The 16,909-nt window shown below is 70.8% G+C and carries 18 protein-coding genes; 6 read left to right on the top strand and 12 right to left on the bottom strand.

The window, feature by feature from the left end; genetic code table 11:
• Window positions 1–17 precede the first annotated feature (17 nt).
• The 4 genes from RBS60_RS16720 to RBS60_RS16705 form a co-directional block, all read right to left on the bottom strand.
• The gene (locus tag RBS60_RS16720; RefSeq protein WP_307958064.1) at window positions 18–839 is read right to left on the bottom strand and encodes an oxidoreductase; all 822 of its coding nucleotides are present in this window, start codon (window positions 837–839) and stop codon (window positions 18–20) included.
• A 179-nt stretch (window positions 840–1,018) separates the two neighbouring features.
• Window positions 1,019–1,345 (bottom strand): rhodanese-like domain-containing protein, encoded by a 327-nt coding sequence (locus RBS60_RS16715; RefSeq protein WP_307958063.1) that lies wholly within the window; start codon window positions 1,343–1,345, stop codon window positions 1,019–1,021.
• A 65-nt stretch (window positions 1,346–1,410) separates the two neighbouring features.
• The gene (locus RBS60_RS16710; protein WP_307958062.1) at window positions 1,411–2,208 is read right to left on the bottom strand and encodes a sulfite exporter TauE/SafE family protein; all 798 of its coding nucleotides are present in this window, start codon (window positions 2,206–2,208) and stop codon (window positions 1,411–1,413) included.
• Complete coding sequence (locus RBS60_RS16705; protein WP_307958061.1) at window positions 2,205–2,510, bottom strand: rhodanese-like domain-containing protein; 306 nt, start codon at window positions 2,508–2,510, stop codon at window positions 2,205–2,207. Before RBS60_RS16705 ends, RBS60_RS16710 begins: the two co-directional genes overlap by 4 nt.
• A 135-nt stretch (window positions 2,511–2,645) precedes the next feature.
• Here RBS60_RS16705 and RBS60_RS16700 point away from each other — a divergent pair, with 135 nt between their 5' ends.
• Window positions 2,646–2,903: a metal-sensitive transcriptional regulator gene (locus tag RBS60_RS16700; RefSeq protein WP_307958060.1), complete on the top strand. Its 258-nt coding sequence runs from the start codon at window positions 2,646–2,648 to the stop codon at window positions 2,901–2,903.
• A gap of 123 nt (window positions 2,904–3,026) precedes the next feature.
• Window positions 3,027–4,310, top strand: coding sequence for an aminotransferase class I/II-fold pyridoxal phosphate-dependent enzyme (locus tag RBS60_RS16695; protein WP_307958059.1), 1,284 nt, complete (start codon window positions 3,027–3,029; stop codon window positions 4,308–4,310).
• A gap of 104 nt (window positions 4,311–4,414) precedes the next feature.
• On the opposite strand, the gene RBS60_RS16690 is transcribed toward RBS60_RS16695, so the two are convergent.
• From RBS60_RS16690 to RBS60_RS16660, 7 genes are all read right to left on the bottom strand, one after another.
• Entirely contained in the window at window positions 4,415–5,875 is a 1,461-nt protein-coding gene (locus RBS60_RS16690) for a DUF5129 domain-containing protein (protein WP_307958058.1), read from the bottom strand.
• A 43-nt stretch (window positions 5,876–5,918) separates the two neighbouring features.
• Window positions 5,919–6,989, bottom strand: coding sequence for an aldo/keto reductase (locus RBS60_RS16685; protein ID WP_307958057.1), 1,071 nt, complete (start codon window positions 6,987–6,989; stop codon window positions 5,919–5,921).
• Between the two features lie 138 nt (window positions 6,990–7,127).
• A complete protein-coding gene (locus RBS60_RS16680) occupies window positions 7,128–7,892 on the bottom strand; it encodes a maleylpyruvate isomerase family mycothiol-dependent enzyme (RefSeq protein ID WP_307958056.1) in 765 nt (254 codons plus the stop codon).
• A 1-nt stretch (window position 7,893) separates the two neighbouring features.
• Window positions 7,894–8,790 carry a fumarylacetoacetate hydrolase family protein gene (locus RBS60_RS16675; protein WP_307958055.1) on the bottom strand — a complete coding sequence of 299 codons (897 nt, stop codon included), beginning with the start codon at window positions 8,788–8,790 and terminating at the stop codon, window positions 7,894–7,896.
• On the bottom strand, window positions 8,787–9,944 hold the full coding sequence (locus tag RBS60_RS16670; RefSeq protein ID WP_374049281.1) for a cupin domain-containing protein: 1,158 nt from the start codon (window positions 9,942–9,944) through the stop codon (window positions 8,787–8,789). Before RBS60_RS16670 ends, RBS60_RS16675 begins: the two co-directional genes overlap by 4 nt.
• Before the next feature lie 375 nt (window positions 9,945–10,319).
• Window positions 10,320–11,312 carry an NADPH:quinone reductase gene (locus RBS60_RS16665; RefSeq protein WP_307958054.1) on the bottom strand — a complete coding sequence of 331 codons (993 nt, stop codon included), beginning with the start codon at window positions 11,310–11,312 and terminating at the stop codon, window positions 10,320–10,322.
• 64 nt (window positions 11,313–11,376) lie between these two features.
• Complete coding sequence (locus RBS60_RS16660; RefSeq protein ID WP_307958053.1) at window positions 11,377–11,778, bottom strand: RNA-binding S4 domain-containing protein; 402 nt, start codon at window positions 11,776–11,778, stop codon at window positions 11,377–11,379.
• Window positions 11,779–11,842: 64 nt separating this feature from the next.
• Between RBS60_RS16660 and RBS60_RS16655 the strand changes: the two genes are divergently transcribed.
• Window positions 11,843–11,989: a hypothetical protein gene (locus RBS60_RS16655; protein WP_307958052.1), complete on the top strand. Its 147-nt coding sequence runs from the start codon at window positions 11,843–11,845 to the stop codon at window positions 11,987–11,989.
• A gap of 79 nt (window positions 11,990–12,068) precedes the next feature.
• Here RBS60_RS16655 and RBS60_RS16650 read toward each other — a convergent pair whose 3' ends face one another.
• Window positions 12,069–12,662 carry a uracil-DNA glycosylase gene (locus RBS60_RS16650; protein WP_374049302.1) on the bottom strand — a complete coding sequence of 198 codons (594 nt, stop codon included), beginning with the start codon at window positions 12,660–12,662 and terminating at the stop codon, window positions 12,069–12,071.
• Between the two features lie 1,014 nt (window positions 12,663–13,676).
• Between RBS60_RS16650 and RBS60_RS16645 the strand changes: the two genes are divergently transcribed.
• From RBS60_RS16645 to RBS60_RS16635, 3 genes are all read left to right on the top strand, one after another.
• Entirely contained in the window at window positions 13,677–14,120 is a 444-nt protein-coding gene (locus RBS60_RS16645; RefSeq protein WP_307958705.1) for a GNAT family N-acetyltransferase, read from the top strand.
• A 90-nt stretch (window positions 14,121–14,210) separates the two neighbouring features.
• Complete coding sequence (locus RBS60_RS16640; protein ID WP_307958704.1) at window positions 14,211–15,200, top strand: ABC transporter ATP-binding protein; 990 nt, start codon at window positions 14,211–14,213, stop codon at window positions 15,198–15,200.
• Window positions 15,197–16,786: a hypothetical protein gene (locus RBS60_RS16635; RefSeq protein ID WP_307958703.1), complete on the top strand. Its 1,590-nt coding sequence runs from the start codon at window positions 15,197–15,199 to the stop codon at window positions 16,784–16,786. The genes RBS60_RS16640 and RBS60_RS16635 overlap by 4 nt, the downstream gene beginning before the upstream one ends.
• The last annotated feature ends 123 nt before the right edge of the window (window positions 16,787–16,909 follow it).

Below are 16,909 nucleotides of genomic sequence, written 5' to 3'. Positions count from 1 at the left end.
ACGACGTCCCGAACCGGTCAGTGCCGGTAGATGGCGCGCACCAAGAGGTCGAACGCGCGATCGGGGAGGATTCGCCGGAGCGCCATGAGGAACTTGGCGCCGCGGCCGACCGGGTATCGTGGGGCCGGCCTCCGGGACTGCACGGCATGGAGGATCGTGTCCGCGACGACTGCGGGCGGCGAGCCCACCCCCGGGCGGTCTGCGGTCTGGAGGACGCCGGCCACCCGGCGTGCCGAGTTCGCGTACGGGCCACCTGCGGAGGCCGCCAGAAGCGTGGTCTGGGCGATCCCGCTCCACTCGGACAGTATCGGGCCCGGCTGGATCACGACCACCCTGATGCCGAACTTCCGCAGCTCGATCCGCAGCGAGTCGGAGAGCCCCTCCACAGCGAACTTCGTCGCGTGGTACCAGGATCCGAGCGGCTCGTAGAACTTCCCGCCGATCGAGGAGACGTTCACGATGGTCCCGGAGCGTCGCTCGCGCATGCCCGGCAGGAGAAGCTGGGTGAGGCGCGCAAGCCCGAAGACGTTGACGTCGAACTGGCGGCGCGCCTCATCGATCGGGACGTCCTCGAGGGCGCCGAACGACCCGTACCCGGCGTTGTTCACGAGGACGTCGACGCGCCCGGCCTCCGCGAGGACCTTGCGGACGCCGTCGGTGAGCGAGGCGTCATCGGTGACGTCGAGCGCGAGGATGCGGGCGCCGTCGTGCGCGAGGCCCTCCATCCGCTCGACCCTGCGTGCCGCCGCGTAGACGGTGTACCCCGCGCCCAGGAGGGAGCGGACGGTGGCCTCGCCGATCCCGCTCGACGCGCCCGTGACAAGAGCAACCTGCTGCATGGCGCCCACGCTACCCTGCGGCTGCACCCGACGGAGCCGCCGCCGCGCGTGGACCGATGCTGGGACAAGGAAACCCCGCCGAGTATCGGGACATGGTGGGAAGGGGGGAGCCCACCATGCCCCGATACCCTGCGGGGTGTTCCGAGTTTACCCAACGGCTGCTGGGAAAACCATGGCTTTCAGTCGAGGCCGGCCGCGCGCCATGCGCCCATGCCGCCGCGCACCGAGTAGGCCGTGATGCCCGCAGCCGCGAGCTGACGGGCCGCAGCGGCCGAGCGGATGCCGGACGCACAAATGGCGACGACGGGGCGGTCCTTGCGCAGGCCGGTGATCCGTGTCGGGAGCGCGTCGAGAGGCATGTGGTGGGCGCGGCGTGCGTGGCCGAGGCGCCACTCGGCCGGCGTGCGGACGTCGGCGAGGACGGCTCCCTCGCGGACGAGGTCCTGGGCCTGCTGCGCGGAGACGGTGGCGTACGGCTTGGCGAAGAGCTTGCTGAGGAATCCCATGGCGGACCTTTCGGGTGGGTGGAGTGTGGAGTGTAAGGACGGGGCTGTGCGGTGGGGGCAGCGGCTCAGATGGCCAGCAGTCCGGTGGTGCCGACGATCGCGGTTCCCATGCCCACCGCGGACAGCAGGACCACGAAGGCCCGCTGGAGGATGTTGGGCGGAAGCCTGCGGCCGAGACGGGCTGCGACCAGGGAACCGACAATCGCGGCCGCGGCCAGGAACACGACGGGCACACCGGTGCCAGCCGGCTGGAAGAGCTGCGCCCCGTGCTGGCTGAGCCCCGCGATCGAGTTGACCGCAATGACGGGCAACGACGTCGCCGCGGCGGCCCGCAGCGGCATCCTCAGGGCAATCAGCAGCACGGGCGTCAGGAGGAAGCCGCCGCCCACGCCGAGCAGACCGGTCAGGAAGCCGACGGCGATGGCGGCGAGGGCGCTGGGCGCCCAGCAGCGCAGCCGCTCCGCGGCGCTCCCTGTCGAGCAGGTGAGCTCGCCCTCCGCCGTGGGCTTGCGCCGGTACGACGCGACCGCTGCCGCCACGGCGAGCGCAGCCACGCCGAGGAGCAGGTACGGTCCGGGGATTCCGCGGCCGACGGCGGCACCGGCCATCGCAGCCGGCGCACCGAGGACGGCGAACGTGGCCGCGATGCCCCAGCGCGTGTGCCGGGCCGCCCCGCCGATGAGGGCGACCACGGCGGCGGATGCGACGACGAGCAGCGACGCGGCAACGGCGTCGTGCGGCTCGAGACCGAGGAGGACGAACGCCGGGACGGCAAGGATGCCCCCTCCCGAGCCGAAGAGACCGATCACGGACCCGACCGCCAGTGCGGCGAGGACGGGGAGTGCGGCGGCGAGCACCGTCACGCCGGGAACACGAGCGGGCGGCCCTCGGCCTGCCACTGCATCATGCCGCCAGCCACGCTGACGACGTCGTAGCCGAGCTGCCCGAGGGCCTCGGCAACGCGTCCGCTGCGGTTGCCGGAGCGGCACACGACGTGGACCGGCCGCGACTTGTCGATCTCGTCCAGACGACCGGGGATCTGGCCCATCGGGATGTGGCGCGCGCCCGGGATCATGCCGTCGGCGACCTCGAAGTCCTCACGGACGTCGATGATCTGGACGGTGTCGGCGGCTTCCGCCGTCTGGGCGGTGGTGGTCTCGATCATGCGTGGCTCCTGGGAGGGGTCCGGTCAATCTGTGCGTGATTCGAGTATCCAATACCCCTAGGGGTATGTCAAAATACCCAGAGGGGTACACTGGAACGTGCCTCTCGGGGCACCCAACCACAGAAGGAAGAACCCATGAACGTGGAACCCGAGTCCATGAAGGCGGCCATCAACCGGCTCAAGCGTGCGCAGGGACAGCTCAATGCCGTAGTCCGCATGCTCGAAGAGGGCCAGGACTGCAAGTCGATCATCACCCAGCTCTCCGCGGTCTCGAGCGCCGTGGACAAGGCTGGCTTCGCGATCATCGCCACGAACCTGCAGCAGTGCCTCACCAACCCCGAGCGCGGCGGCGATGTGGCCGAGCTCGAGAAGATGTTCCTTAGCCTGGCCTGAGCCTCTGCTGGCTCTCTGCCATCCGGCAATTGTCGGCCAACCGTGGGTACAGACGGCCGGGACCCACGGTCAGCCGACCATCGCTGGGGTAGCGGAGCCGAACGGCGTGAGAGGCTGGTGCGCATGAGCCTCCGCCGCCTCGCCGCCTCGTCCCGCTCCCAGGTGCCGCCGTTCGCGGTCATGGACATCCTGGCCCGCGTCGACGCGCTGCGGGCCGAGGGACGCGACGTCGTGAGCCTGTGCGCGGGGGAGCCCTCGGCCGGGGCCCCGGGTGCGGTCTCGGCACGGGCTGCCGAGATCCATGCCTCCGGCAGGCCCCTCACGTACACCCCCGCCCTCGGCACCGCGGAACTGCGTGCTGCGATCGCGGGGCACTACCGCCGCTGGTACGGCCTCGACGTCGATCCCGGGCAGGTCGCGGTGACCACGGGCTCCTCCGGGGCGTTCATGCTCTCGTTCCTCGCGGCCTTCGAGGCCGGCGACCGCGTGGCGCTCGCCCGTCCGGGCTACCCCGCGTACCGGAACATCCTCGCGGCGCTCGGGTGCGAGGTCGTGGAGGTCGACGCCGGCCCCGAGACCCGCTACCAGCCCACCCCCGCGATGCTCGACGCCGCGGCCTCCGAACGCGGGCCGCTCGCCGGCGTCGTCCTCGCCTCCCCCGCCAACCCGACCGGGACCATGGTCAGCCGCGCGGAGCTCGCGGCCCTGACGGACTGGTGCGCGGCGAACGGGGCGCGGCTCGTGAGCGACGAGATCTACCACGGCATCACGTACGCCGGCGCGGATCCGGCGGATCCGGCGGATCCCGCGGATCCCGCGGATCCCGTCGATCCCGTCGATTCCGTCGATTCCGTCACCGGCGACGAGCACAGCACCCGCGGGGTGTGCGCGTGGGAGCTGGACCGGGAGGCGATCGTGATCTCGAGCTTCTCGAAGTACTGGGGCATGACGGGGTGGCGGCTCGGCTGGATGCTGGTGCCGAAGGAGCTGGTGAGCGCGGTGGACGCGCTGGCCGGCAACGTGGCGCTGTGCCCGCCGGCACCGTCGCAGCTCGCGGCAGTGGAGGCCTTCACCCCGGATTCGTACACCCAGGCCGACGCGTGGGTCGCCGGGTACGCCCAGACGCGCCAGACGCTGCTCGACGCGCTTCCGGCCCTCGGCTGGGGCCCGGCCGCCCCTGCGGACGGCGCGTTCTACCTGTATGCCGAGCTCGGCGCCCAGCTCGAACGGTTTGGGGACTCGCGGGAATACTGCCGCGCACTGCTCGAGGCGGAGGGCGTGGCCCTCGTTCCGGGCACAGACTTCGACGCCGTCCACGGCGGGCGTGCGGTCCGGCTTTCCTTCGCGGCCGGGCAGGTGGCAGTCGAGTCAGCGATCGAGCGGATCCTGCGCTTCCAGAGGGCGTAGGCCCGCTGGGAGCTCGGCTGCTCGGTCTCCGGGCGCTCCGATTCGGCACCGGATCGGTGCCGGACCCGCGGCAGAGGTCGGGCTCAGGATCCGCGCTCCGCTGCTCAGAAGCCGGACGAGCTCCCCGAGCCCGAGAAGCTCCCTCCGCTGCCGCCGTAGCCCGTGGTCGAGGATGACCGTGCCGAGTCCACGGCGGAGTAGCCCGAGTTGATCCCGCTGCTGAAGCTCACAATGCTGATCACGGGCAGCTGCGGGTACGCGACGTCGAGGATGCTGCCCTGGGTGCGGTGCGTGGTCCTCCACGTCTGCCTCGACGCGTCGAGCTTCTGGCGCATGAGATCCCGCTCTTTGTCGGTCTTCGCGTGGTCGCGGATCACCGCCTCGGCGTGGAGGTCGAGGGCCTCGCCGAGGCGCTCTCGGACGCGCTTGAGCCCGTCGAGGGCGCCCTCCGGCATCACGGAACGGTCCTCGAGGCCTGCACCGAGCCGCTCGAGGTCCGCACGTGCGCGGGTGGCCTCAGCGCGGACCGCCTCTGCGGTCTCGGGCGAACCGGCGGTGTGCTTCGCCCGGAGCATGCCGTCGATCCCGTCCAGCTGGTCCGTCAGCTCCGCCGTCTGATTGCGCCAGGCCGCACGCCACCGCGAGTCCATCGTGAGGATCGAGTTCGTGTCGGCGATCGCATCGTCGAGGCCGTCGAGGGTCTCCGCGATCTCCTCATAGCGCCGTGCCTCCTTGACGTACTTCGAGGTTGAGCGCTCCCTGGGCCGAAGGCCCGTGAGCTGGTCCCTCAGCTCGGTCGCCTCCCGATGCTGTGCCCTGAAGCTGTGCCAGCGCTCGAGGACTAGGCCGCCGTACGAAGACGATTCCGGAATGGTCGAGGCATTGAGTTCGGTCTCGTCGAGCTTGAGCGTCACGGACGAGTACGAGCGATCGCCCGCTTCCAGGGCCAGGGCGAACTTCCTCCGCCGCCAGCCCCGTACCCCGATCCAGGTGCCGACGCCGCCGAGGACCACGAGCCCGACAGCCCCTTCGGTGATGAAGGCGGCCGGAGAGAGGTACCACGGCCGCCCAATCCGGGACGCGGCAGACTTCACCCCGGCGATCGTCCCATCGGTCCACTGGGCCGTCCGGAACAGGTCCTTCGTATCGTCCTGGATCGCCTTCTCCTGGCCCGGGCCCACCTTGCGATCCTCGCCGAAGTATGTCCCGACCTTCCGGCCGGTGGTGTCGAGGGCGAAGATGAACAGCCCGTCGGCCCACTTCTGCCCGTCCGCACTGATCCACTCAGGGTGGTTCGCCCGTGCGAACTGCAGCACGGCCTCGTTGAGGTTGTCACTGGCCTGTCCTGCACGCGTGAACACGACAACCTTGGTGGGCACATAGAACGAGATCCCGGCGAGCGCGGGATCAAGCTGCGGTCGGTACAGTGCGCCGGCCGTGTCCTCGACCACCACCTCGCTCGGCGACACGGCGAGCGCGGCAGGCGGGGCCAAGCCTCCGAGCACAGAGGCGAGAACCGCACCGGCGAACATAACAGCCGCGGCGAGCCCCGACAGCAACTTCATGGCGTTCCCCCGGTTGAGCGCGGCCCGTGGTGAGCCGACAACGTCAGCCTAGGCACCGCCGTCGTGCGTCCGCATCGGCCCTTGGGCCTATGTGGACAACTCTCCAATGCGGCGCTAGGAGACCGGGAACTCCTCGGTGTCCACGTCGGCCTGCGCGGCAGCCGAGTAGCGCCCGCCGGCAACCGTTCCCTCGTTGACGAGCTCGTCGACGCGCGAGGACGTCCGCCGAAAGCTCGAGCGAACCGGCCGCGAAGTCCTCGTTGAGGTGGGCGGAGCTGCGCGTGCCGGGCAGCGCGATCACGTGCTCGCCGCGGGAAAGGACCCAGGCGATCGCGAGCTGCGCGGGCGAGCACCCGGCGTCGTCCGCGAGGGCGCCGAAGAGGTCGAGGAGCGCGAGGTTCGCAGGCCAGTGCTCGGCGTCGAACCGCGGCATCGAGCGGCGCAGGTCCCAGTCCGGCAGCCCGGACGGATCCCGCAGCACGCCGCCGAAGGCGCCCCGGCCCACGGGGCTGAACGCGACGAACGCGATGCCGAGTTCACGGCAGGCCTCGAGCGTGCCGAGCTCCGGGTTGCGGGTCCATGGCGAGTACTCGCTCTGCAGCGCGGCGATGGGGTACTCGGCGTGGCCGCGGCGCAGCACGTCGGTACCAATCTCGGAGAGGCCGACGGCGCCGATCTTGCCTTCGCGGACGAGCCCCCCGAGGGCTCCGACCGACTCCTCGATGGGGACGGTCCGGTCCCACCGGTGCAGGTAGTACAGGTCAATCCGGTCCGTCCGCAGCCGGCGCAGCGAGGCGTCGACGTGCGCACGGAGGGTTTCGGGCCGGCCGTCGATCACGCGGCGCCCCTCTGCTGAGGACATGCCGCCTTTGGAGGCGAGGAAGAACTCCCCGCGGCGGGACGCGAGCGTCTCCCCGAGGAGTATCTCGTTGGCCGTGGCGCCGTAGATGGTGGCGGTGTCGAAATGGGTGACGCCCTCGTCCAAGGCGTGGAGCAGGAGCTTGGCGGCGTCCTCGCGGGACGGAAGCGGGCCGTAGGCCTGGTTGAGGTTCATCCAGCCGAAGCCGACGGGGCCCACGTTCGTTCCGGCAATCGTGCGGGGAGTCAAGGTCATCCCCCGATCCTCCCATGGCAACCGTGAGGCCTGTGCGCCAGGCAGCACGCCCATGGCGCACGTGTGGCCGGCCCGCGGCTGCGCGGAGGGAGGCTCAGCCTCGAACGAGCGCCTCACCGTGAACGCTAGCGCGGATGCTCAGATCCAGCGAGGAGGCATGGGGACCTCTGCGAGCAGTGCGCCGTCGCGCGTCGCGGTGAGCGGCTGGCCTGGTTCGGTGCCGCGGCCGGCGGCCCAGCGGGCGACGGCGGCGAGCGGCCCGGTCACGACGGTCCCTGGCGCGTCGGGGTCGCCGAGGGTGAGCCCGTCCTCGGCGCCGAGGACGCGCACGGCGAGCCCGGCGGTCTCGGCGCGCTTCTCCCACGCTCCCCAGATGTCCCCGATCAGGCGGCGGAGCACCCCAGTGGGGATGTCCGCGAAGCGGGCGCCGTTGTCCAGGTCGACCGCGTGCAGCCATACCTCGCGGGTGCGCATCCACACGGTCTCGGACACGGGCACTGTCCGGCCCTGGGCGGTGCGGACCTCCTCGCCCCACCGGGCGTCGGGGAGGTCGCGCCACTCGACCGAGAGGTGGATCGCGGAGTGGTCGTACAGGTTGAGCAGCGCTGTGGGGGGCAGAGTCGCTCCGAACTCGATCTCCTCGTTCCGCGCCTCGGGCGAGGGGTACATCGGGGTCTCGATCCCGGTGGCGGCCCACTCGACGAGACGGGCGACGGCGCGGGCGTTGTAGCCCACGTGCGCGATGACGTGGCGGCGGGACCAGCCCGGCAGCAGGGACGGCTCGTCCGTGTCGGTGTAGGCGAGCTCGTTGAGCTTGCGGGCGAAGAACGCCGTGCCGCGCCGGACCGTGAGCAGCCCGGCGCGGGTCTCGGCGTCTGTCACGAGGTCGTGGCGGGCAACCATCTCAGGCGTTTCCGGAGGAGGCCGCCGCGAGATCGACGCCGGCTGGCAGCACCCCGGGCACGGCCGGACCCGCGGCCTGGGCGCGGGCGACGTTGCGGAGCTGCCCGATGCCCTCGATCGCCACGGTGACCGTCTGCCCGTCGGTGAGGTACACCTCGGGGGTGCGGGCGCGGCCCACACCGCCGGTGGTGCCGGTCAGGATGAGGTCCCCCGGGTTGAGGGTGATCATCTCGGAGATGTAGGAGACGAGGTATTCCGGCGTGAACACGAGGTCCCCGATGGACCCGGTCTGCATCCTGGCCCCGTCGACCTCGGTCGTGATCGCCGCGTCCGCGCCGAGCTCCTCCGGGGTGACCATGACGGGCCCGACCGGGGTGGAGGCCTCCCACATCTTGCCCTGGAGCCACTCCTTGGTGCGGAACTGGTACGTGCGCATCGAGATGTCGTTCGCCGCGGTGTACCCGGCGATGTACCCGGCCGCTTCGGCCTCGGGCACGCGGCGGGCCCGCTTGCCGATCACAACGACGAGCTCGGCCTCCCAGTCGATCGCGGGGTCCGCGGCGGGCAGCTCGATGTCGTCGTAGGGGCCGGTGAGGGTTTCGGCGAACTTCGCGAACAGTGTCGGGTGCGCGGGAAGGCCCCGGCCCATCTCCTTGATGTGCGAGGCGTAGTTCAGGCCCACGCACACCACCTTGGACGGGGCGGGGACCACGGCGGCGAGGTCGGCGCCCTGCACGGGGTGCCGCGCGCCGTCGGCCGCCGCCGCGATGTCCTTCCAGCCGGGCGCGGCCAGGAGCGCACCCAGGTCCGCGTACCCGGTCACTTCGACGAATGCGTCCCCGTCCTGGCGGGCGGCAGCGGTTGCCCCGGAGGGCAGGCGGAGGGTTGTGACCTTCACTGGTGCTGGTCCTTCGTGGTCGTCTGGCCTTCGATGAAGGTGCGGTTCAGGTGCAGGCGCTCGAAGATCGGCTGGTCGCCGAACGTGAACAGGTCGAACTGGGTCTCGGCCTCGATGGACCACGCGGCCCACGAGGGGACCACGATCATGTCGCCCTTCGTCACGGTGGTCCGCTCGCCGTTGAGCACGAACGCGCCCTGGCCCTCGAAGACCTGGTACACGCTCGAGCCGACCTCGCGGGTCGTGCGTGTCGCGACGCCGGGGCGGAGCCGGTGGAACTCGGCGCGGATCGTGGGGATGACGTCCCCGCCCGTGGTCGGGTTGGCGTAGCGGACTGCGGCGTGGCCCTGGCCCACCGTGGCCGGGTAGCCCTCGTCCTCGAGCGCGAGCTGCTCGGTCAGGGCCCGGTCGGTGTACTCCCACCGGTAGGCCCCGATCGGGGTCGCCGGGGTGTTCTCGAGCCGCGAGAGCGGCCGCAGGCCCGGGTGGCACCAGAGCCGCTCCGAGCGCGAGATGTCCGGGGTGGCCTCATCGGTCACCCGCTCGGTGCCGAACTCGAAGAAGCCCGCGTCCATGCCGCGCACGAACGGGATGTCCAACCCGTCGATCCACGCCATCGGCGCATCGGTGTCGTTGTGGTGGCCGTGGAAGTTCCACCCCGGCTGCGGCAGGAAGTCACCGCGGGACATGCGCACCGGGTCGCCGTTCACCACGGTCCACACGCCCTCGCCCTCCACCACGAACCGGAACGCGTTCTGCGAATGCCGGTGCTCGGGGGCAACCTCGTGGCCGCCGAGGTACTGGACCGCGGCCCACAGGGTCGGGGTCGCATAGGGAAGCCCACCCAGGCCCGGGTTCGCCAGGGCGATCGCGCGACGCTCCCCGCCCCGGCCCACCGGCACCAGATCCCCGGCGCGGGCGGCCAGCGGAAGGATCGTGTCCCACCGCCACACGTGTGGCACCGCCGCCGGAGACGGGACCATCGGCATCAGCTCGTCGATCTGCGTCCACAGCGGAACCATGTTCTCCCGCGACATCGTCGCGTACATCGCCGCCAGCTCCGCCGCCTCCCCAGGGGTCAGCTCGGACGCGACCATCACGTTCTTGACTGACTCGTGCGATGTCTCACGGGTCGTCTCTGGGAACGCGCTCATCATGGCCTCCTCGCCATTGAAGTTCTTGGCTCCGCTTCGAGGCTATGGGCGACGCTCACGGTTCGGCACTGATTTCTGCCCTGCGGAAGGTGTCCGGACGCGCCTACCGCGCCGGCTCGACCCTGCCGGAGACCTCGCCGAACGAGACGGTGGTCCCGCCAGGCCCCGGCGCGGTCGCCGCCATCGTCACGGTCTGGCCGTCCTCGAGGAACGTCATGGACCCTTCTGGGCGGGCATCCTGGCGGTCGCTGCGGTGACCACGGCCTTCAGCCCCGAGGGCAAGGACGGGCCATCGACTGAGGGCCTCGGCCTGCAGCTTTCGGGCGGACGGGTGGGGACCCTAGTGCTCCCCACCCGGCCTTGACCAGGCTCAGTTCACGGGACCACCAGCACCCGGCCACGGACGTCTCCGGATTCCAACGCCTCGTGGGCTTTGGCCGCATCGGCGAGGCGGAACGTTGCCCCGACCCGGGACACGAGGCCGCCTTCAGCCAGAAGGCTGTTGATAACCCTCGCCGCACCGGCCAGGTCCGAGACCGAGGCGTTGCTGATGGCGAATCCGCAGAGCTTGGCGTCCCGGGTGTACAGGGCACCCACGGGCAGAATCGGGGCTGCAGCCATGCCTGCCATCATGATCACGCGCGCGCCCTGGCGAAGGAGAGGCAGCGTCACCTCGAAGTCGTGGTGCCCGCTGTTGTCCCACCAGACATCAACGCCGGCAGGTGCGGCATGGCCGATCTTCACGGCGAGGTCCGGGTCCCGGTAGTCCAGCGTGACGTCCGCCCCGAGCGACCGGCACCACTCGCCGTCGTCCGCTGACGCCGAGGTGACCACGTGGGCACCCATGGCCCTCGCGAGCTGGATGGTCGCGCTCCCGACCGCGCCGCCGCCCCCGGCGATGAACACCGTCTCGCCGGGCTGCAGCGCTGCCTCCCGCACGAGGCCGATGTGTGCGGTTGCCGTGGCATGCAGCACGGGCGCCGCGTCGGAGGGGTCCACGCCGTCGGGCAAAGTGTAGAGCCGGTCGGCGCCGACCACCGCGTACTCGGAGAACGCACCCTGCCGCCCTGCGTGGCCCAGACTGTTGGTCCAGACGCGGTCCCCCGGGGAGAAGCCGACCACGCCCGGGCCTGTTGCCTCGACGGTGCCCACGAGGTCCCGGCCGATCACGAAGGGGAACGGCGTCTTGGTCTGGTACGCGCCGGACCGCACGAACAGGTCCACGTGGTTGACGGCGCTGGCCTCCATCCGCACGAGCAAGTCCGTCGGCCCCGCGTCCGGAACGGGCAGCCGCCCAACCTCGATCTTCTCCGCACCGCCGAGCTCACGTACAAACGCCGCCTGCATCGTCTGGGCTGCGCGCACCATCGCATCCTCCTTGTTGCCGTGCCTCGGTTCTTTCGGAGCATTCGGCGCTCTGCGGGGTTCACCCTCAGTCGCCGTGGGTCTCCCCCCGCAGCCTCTCCATCTCCCGCCGGTCCTTCTTGGTGGGCCGACCGGCCCCGCGATCCCGCTGCGGGAGGCCCAGGAACGGCGCGGGCGGCCGCTCGGGCGTGTGGTCGGTGTAGCACCGCGACGCGGCCTCGGCGCCGACGCGCTTGACGATCAGCACGTGCACCTCAAGGAGGCGCTCGAACCCGGGCTGGCGCACGCCGACGGTGTCGCCGGGGACCACCGTCTGTGACGCCTTGACCGGGTTCCCGTTGAGCCGCACATGCCCCGCACGGCACGCGGCGGTCGCGGCAGAGCGGGTCTTGAACGCTCGCACGGCCCAGAGCCAGGAGTCGATCCTGACGGCTGATGATGACGGGGCAGGTGCATTCGGAGGGGGCATGGTGCCAAGCATCTTACCGGCGTATTGTCGTGTGAATCGGGGGGATGACCAAAGGAGTTCTGACATGCCTGACAAGCAGCCTCACCAGCCTGAAGCCCACAAAAAGCCTTCAAAGTCGCTCAAGGAGCAGCGCGCGGCGAAGAAGGCCAGGAGGGCCATCACGCTCGACGCCGATCCCGTGGCGCACCTGCGCAAGCCGCGCAGCAAGTAGTATCGAAGAGCAACTGAAGCGCACGACGCCGGCGAGGACCGGCGTCGTGCGCTTCCTTTCTTTTGGGGTGCTCCGCCGGCTACCTGCCGGACTTGAGGCCTGCGCGCGCCATCGCGTCGGCGTAGGCACGGCCCATGTCGATGAGCCACTCGGTCTGGCGCTCCTTCGAGCCCGCGAACGCGCGTCCGTGCAGCGAGCGGGCCTTGTAGACCTTGAGGCCGCGGCGCCAGATGAGCGGGTTGTCCGTCTTGAGCAGCATCTGTGCGAGGCGGTTCGCCTCCGTGCCGTGCGCGACGATGGCCGAGGCGCGCGGCACCGTCTTGAGGAACGCCAGGAGCGGCTTGAGGCCCGCGTGCAGCTGCTCCGGGGTGAGCTTGCCATTGACCTCACCCGGGGTGAACCACGGGTAGGCGTTCCACGGCATGATCCACTCGGGCCGCAGGCCGAGCTGGTACTGGAGACCGAGGAGCCGGGTGGCCGCGGCGTCGTCGCCCGCCCACACATAGCCGCGCGGATCAGCCTCACCCGTGTTGGAGAAGAGGCTCACGATCCGGCACTCGTCCACGGAGTGGATCGGGTCCACGTACGGGACCTCGAAGCCGGGGCGCAGCTTGCGCAGGAACTCGACGTGCTGGTTGACGGGAGCGATGTGCGCCGCGAACTCGGGCTCCACACTCGCCGAAGTCACCCCCACTGACGCCGAGGTCACCCCTACCGACGCCGAAGTCACCCCCACCGACGCCGAAGTCACCTCCTGCGACGCCGAGGTCATGTCCTGCGTCGCCTCTGCGACCGCAGCAGACTGAATCGACAGCGCAAGCTCGAGTTCGGCGGCGGCCCGCTCCGCAATCTCCGCGGCAGCGGCGGAGGCGGCCAGCGCGTCCTGGGCCGCCTGCTCCGCGGCGGATGCCTCGGCAGCCGCAGCCTTGGCCGCAGCCGCCTTCGCGACGGCATCGGTGACGGCCCGCTTCGCCGCGGCCGCGGCGTCGTCGGCAGCGGCACACGCCCGCTCAGCCTCACCGCGGACGGCATCCACCGGCGAATCATCACCCGGGAGGGTCTCGACGCCTAGGTCCTCCACCGCTGGGGATTGCACCCGGGGTACGTCCTCACGGGGCACATCCACCGCGGGCGCCTCGAGCACTGAAACCTCAACGGGCGCAGCGTCCGCGACATGAACCTCGACCACGATCACCGGCTCGGGCGCACGCGAAACAGAGGTCGTGATCATCTTGGTATCCGGGACGGTGCGCGGGGCCGTCGTGACCGAGCTCGCTGTCGCCTTGGCCGCGGCCCTCTTCGGCGCGGACTTCGGCTTGACGGGCGCGAAGTCGTCGTCGTCCTCATCGTCGTCGAAGAGCCCGGAGAAGAGGTCGTCGAGGCCGTCGTCGTCCTCGTCGTCGAACTGAGAACTCTGCCCGAAGCCCTCCTCATACTTTGCATCGAGCTCGGAGCGGTAGTCGGAGTCGTCGTAGTAGTCGGGCTCGGCCAAGGCTGTCATGAGGGTTGAGGTCTCCTCTTTTCGGGCGCACGCCGGTTCCGGGCGCTCAGCAACGGCGTCCGTTCCGGATGATCATGTGGGTTGGCGAGCCGGGGAGGGCTCAGCTGTTCGAGTCTAGCAAGCCGCAGTTGATGTTCGGTTCGCCTCCCGTTCATCTCGCGCCGGGAGCGGCGTAGGCTCGGCGCTGTGGACGCGAACAGCGCGCCGAACATCACAATCCGCCGCCTCACGCGGGGCGACGCGTACCGCCTCACGGCCGCGTCCGGACTGTTCGACGGCCCGATCACGGAAGCCGGGGCGCGCGACTTCCTCGCCAAGCCCGGCCACCACCTGCTGCTTGCAGAGGGCCCGGACGGCCGAGCGGTCGGCTTCGTCAGCGGCGTCGAGATGACCCACCCGGACAAGGGCACTGAGATGTTCCTGTACGAGCTCGCAGTTGCCGAGGACTGGCGACGCCGCGGGGTTGCCTCCCACCTCGTCGGCGCCCTCGCGGAGATCGCCCGTGAGGGCGGCTGCTACGGCATGTGGACCGGAACCGAGCACGACAACGAGGCCGCCCTCGCTGCGTACCGCTCAACGGGAGGGCGTCTCGAGCCGGGCACCACGATCGTCGTGTACGACCTCGCCTGACGCGCCTAGCCGCACGACGCCGCGTGCTCCCTCCCGCACACAGGTCGCCAGTCCCTCCCGCGTGTCGGCGGCGCGGCCTACGATCACACCATGAGCACCCCGGTGAGCATCACTGGCCTCGTGAAGACCTTCGGATCCGTACGTGCCCTCGACGGCCTCGATCTGGAGGTCCGCGAGGGCGAGGTCCTCGGATTCCTGGGACCGAACGGCGCCGGCAAGTCCACAACGCTGCGCGTCCTGCTGGGCCTCCTTCGGGCCGAGGCAGGCCATGTCGAGCTGCTTGGCGGCAATCCGTGGCGCGACGTCGTCGAGCTCCACCGCCGCGTCGCGTACGTGCCCGGTGATGTGAGCCTGTGGCCGAGCCTGACCGGCGGCCAGGCCATCGATCTCCTCGGCCGGCTCCGCGGCGGCCTCGACGAGGCGCGCCGGGCTCAGCTCATCGACACGTTCGAACTCGACCCGACCAAGCGTGGGCGCACCTACTCGAAGGGCAACCGGCAGAAGGTCGCCATCGTAGCGGCGCTGGCCTCGCGCGCCGAGCTCCTCATCCTCGATGAGCCAACCGCGGGCCTCGATCCGCTCATGGAGGCGCTGTTCCGCGAGGAGATCCGGGGCGAGAAGGCGGCCGGTCGCAGTGTGCTGCTCTCGAGCCACATCCTGTCGGAAGTCGAGGCCCTCTCAGACCGCATCAGCATCATCCGCCAGGGCAGGGTCGTCGAGACCGGGACACTCGAGCAGATGCGCTTCCACGCCCGCACCAATGTGGCCGCGACGCTCGAGGATGGAGGGGCGGAGCTCAGCTCTCTCCCGGGCGTCGCTGACCTGCGCGTCGAGGACCATCGGGTCCGCTTCAGCGTCGACGCCGACGGGCTCGGCCCCGCCATGAACGCCCTCGCCGCGCACGGCGTCCGTGCGCTCACTGTCACGCCGCCGAGCCTCGAGGACCTGTTCCTCCAGCACTACGGCGAGAGGCTCCCGCCGTCGGCCGCCTCCGAGAGAGGGGATCAGACGCACGACGCCGCCCCGCACCCCCGCGGGCACGGTCGCCACCGCGGGGACTCGCCGGAGGAGGCACCATGACGGCGTTCGCGGGGACATGGCGCCTGCTGCTCCTCGCACTGCGCATCGACAGGTTCAAGCTCGCGCCGTGGGTCCTCATCATCGCGTTCTTCCCCTTCGCGGTCTACAACAGCTACTCGACCGTGTTCGAGACCCCGCAGGAGGCCAAGGCCCTCGAACTCAGCCTGAGCGCCAACCCCGCATTCATGCTCCTCATCGGGCCCGCACACCATCTGGACAACGCCTTTGGCTTCACGACGTGGCGCATCCAGGTCTTCGGCATGTTCTTTGCCGCGCTCATGGCAGTGTTCGCTGTGACGCGGCACGCGCGCGCCGCGGAGGACTCGGGGGAGGCCGAGCTCATCGATTCGGGGGTAGTGGGTCCGCACGCGCGGCTCGCCTCCGCCGTCCTGCTCGCGTGGCTCGCCTCGGCGGCGGTGGCCCTCGCGATCGGCGGCACCCTGACGGCGTCGGGCGCGCGGGCAGACGAGGCGCTCGCGCTCGGCGGCCTCATCGGGGGCATGGGGATCGCGTTCGCAGGGGTGGCGGCTGTGACCTCGCAGATCGGGGCGTACGCGCGCACGGCCAACACCCTCGCGGCCGGCGTCCTCGTGGTGAGCTACGTGCTCCGGGGCGTGGCGGACACGCTCTCGGGCGGGGAGTGGATGCTGTGGACCAGCCCCATGGGCTGGGCGGAGCTCGTCCGGCCGGCCTCGGAGCGCAATGTACTCCCCTGGGGCTTGCTCGTCCTGGCCGGCCTCGTGACGGCGGCGGCCGGAGGGTGGCTCTCGCGTCGGCGGGACTTCGGCGGCGGCCTGGTGGGCCAGCGGCCCGGGCCGCCTCGGTGGGGCGCCGGGATCTGGGGGCACACGGCCGCGCTCAACCGCGCACCGACGCTCACGTGGTTGGCGACCTTCGCATTCCTCGGCTTCGTCTTCGGGCTCGTCACCGGCACCATGCGCGACTTCTATGAGGGCAACGCGTTCATCCGTCAGCTCCTGGCCGCGCGCGCCACAACGGAGGCGGACCTCACCCTCACGTTCGTCGCGATGCTCCTGCTCATGCTGTCGATGACCGGCGCAGCGTTCGGGATCCAGATCGCCGCACGGTTCGCTGCCGAGGAGGACGAGGGCCACGCGGAGTGGCTTCTCTCGGCCGCTGTCTCGCGGCAGGGCTACTTCGCCCCTGCGGCGGCCGTGGCGCTCGTGGCGCCGGCCGTCACGGTGGCGGTCGGCGGCGTCGTCCTCGCGGCCACCGCTGCCTCGACGGGCGCCCAGATCGACGTCGCGGACGTTGTGCGGCAGTCTCTCGCGACGGTTCCCCCACTGTGGCTCGCGGCGGCCGTAGGGCTTGCCCTGGTCGGGTTGATTCCGACGTTCCGTTGGATCGCGTGGCTGCTCGTCGTGTACTGGCTCATCCTGACGCTCTTCGGCCCCCTGCTCAAGGCGCCGGACTGGCTGCTCGGCACCAGCCCGTTCCACGTCATCCCCCGCGTGACGGCGGCCGACGCCGACTGGGCACCCGTGTGGTGGATCGTCGCCATCACCGCGGCCCTCCTCGCCGTCGCCTTCACGGGCTACCGCGCGAGGAACATCCGCGGGGCCTGACGCCCCGGGTCAATCCGCAGGGTGTTGCTCCCCCACGTCTGGGACAATGGAGGCCTGCGTCCCGCCCATCGGGAATCACCGCGCCCCGGACACGGTTGGACCCCACAGACGCTTCCCAGACCA

It is taken from the genome of Sinomonas sp. ASV486, assembly GCF_030908215.1.
Lineage (GTDB): Bacteria > Actinomycetota > Actinomycetes > Actinomycetales > Micrococcaceae > Sinomonas > Sinomonas puerhi.
Note: the sequence above shows the minus strand (reverse complement) of the source record. Positions and strands in the feature narration are given on the sequence as shown.

Bases quoted from the DNA above. Each gene is read 5' to 3' on its own strand.
- RBS60_RS16695 (WP_307958059.1), top strand. From the start codon at position 3,027: ATGAGCCTCCGCCGCCTCGCCGCCTCGTCCCGCTCCCAGGTGCCGCCG.
- RBS60_RS16705 (WP_307958061.1), bottom strand. From the start codon at position 2,510: ATGATCGAGACCACCACCGCCCAGACGGCGGAAGCCGCCGACACCGTC.
- RBS60_RS16670 (WP_374049281.1), bottom strand. From the start codon at position 9,944: ATGAGCGCGTTCCCAGAGACGACCCGTGAGACATCGCACGAGTCAGTC.
- RBS60_RS16700 (WP_307958060.1), top strand. From the start codon at position 2,646: ATGAACGTGGAACCCGAGTCCATGAAGGCGGCCATCAACCGGCTCAAG.
- RBS60_RS16690 (WP_307958058.1), bottom strand. From the start codon at position 5,875: ATGAAGTTGCTGTCGGGGCTCGCCGCGGCTGTTATGTTCGCCGGTGCG.
- RBS60_RS16660 (WP_307958053.1), bottom strand. From the start codon at position 11,778: ATGCCCCCTCCGAATGCACCTGCCCCGTCATCATCAGCCGTCAGGATC.
- RBS60_RS16715 (WP_307958063.1), bottom strand. From the start codon at position 1,345: ATGGGATTCCTCAGCAAGCTCTTCGCCAAGCCGTACGCCACCGTCTCC.
- RBS60_RS16655 (WP_307958052.1), top strand. From the start codon at position 11,843: ATGCCTGACAAGCAGCCTCACCAGCCTGAAGCCCACAAAAAGCCTTCA.
- RBS60_RS16685 (WP_307958057.1), bottom strand. From the start codon at position 6,989: ATGACCTTGACTCCCCGCACGATTGCCGGAACGAACGTGGGCCCCGTC.
- RBS60_RS16640 (WP_307958704.1), top strand. From the start codon at position 14,211: ATGAGCACCCCGGTGAGCATCACTGGCCTCGTGAAGACCTTCGGATCC.
- RBS60_RS16635 (WP_307958703.1), top strand. From the start codon at position 15,197: ATGACGGCGTTCGCGGGGACATGGCGCCTGCTGCTCCTCGCACTGCGC.
- RBS60_RS16720 (WP_307958064.1), bottom strand. From the start codon at position 839: ATGCAGCAGGTTGCTCTTGTCACGGGCGCGTCGAGCGGGATCGGCGAG.
- RBS60_RS16680 (WP_307958056.1), bottom strand. From the start codon at position 7,892: ATGGTTGCCCGCCACGACCTCGTGACAGACGCCGAGACCCGCGCCGGG.
- RBS60_RS16665 (WP_307958054.1), bottom strand. From the start codon at position 11,312: ATGGTGCGCGCAGCCCAGACGATGCAGGCGGCGTTTGTACGTGAGCTC.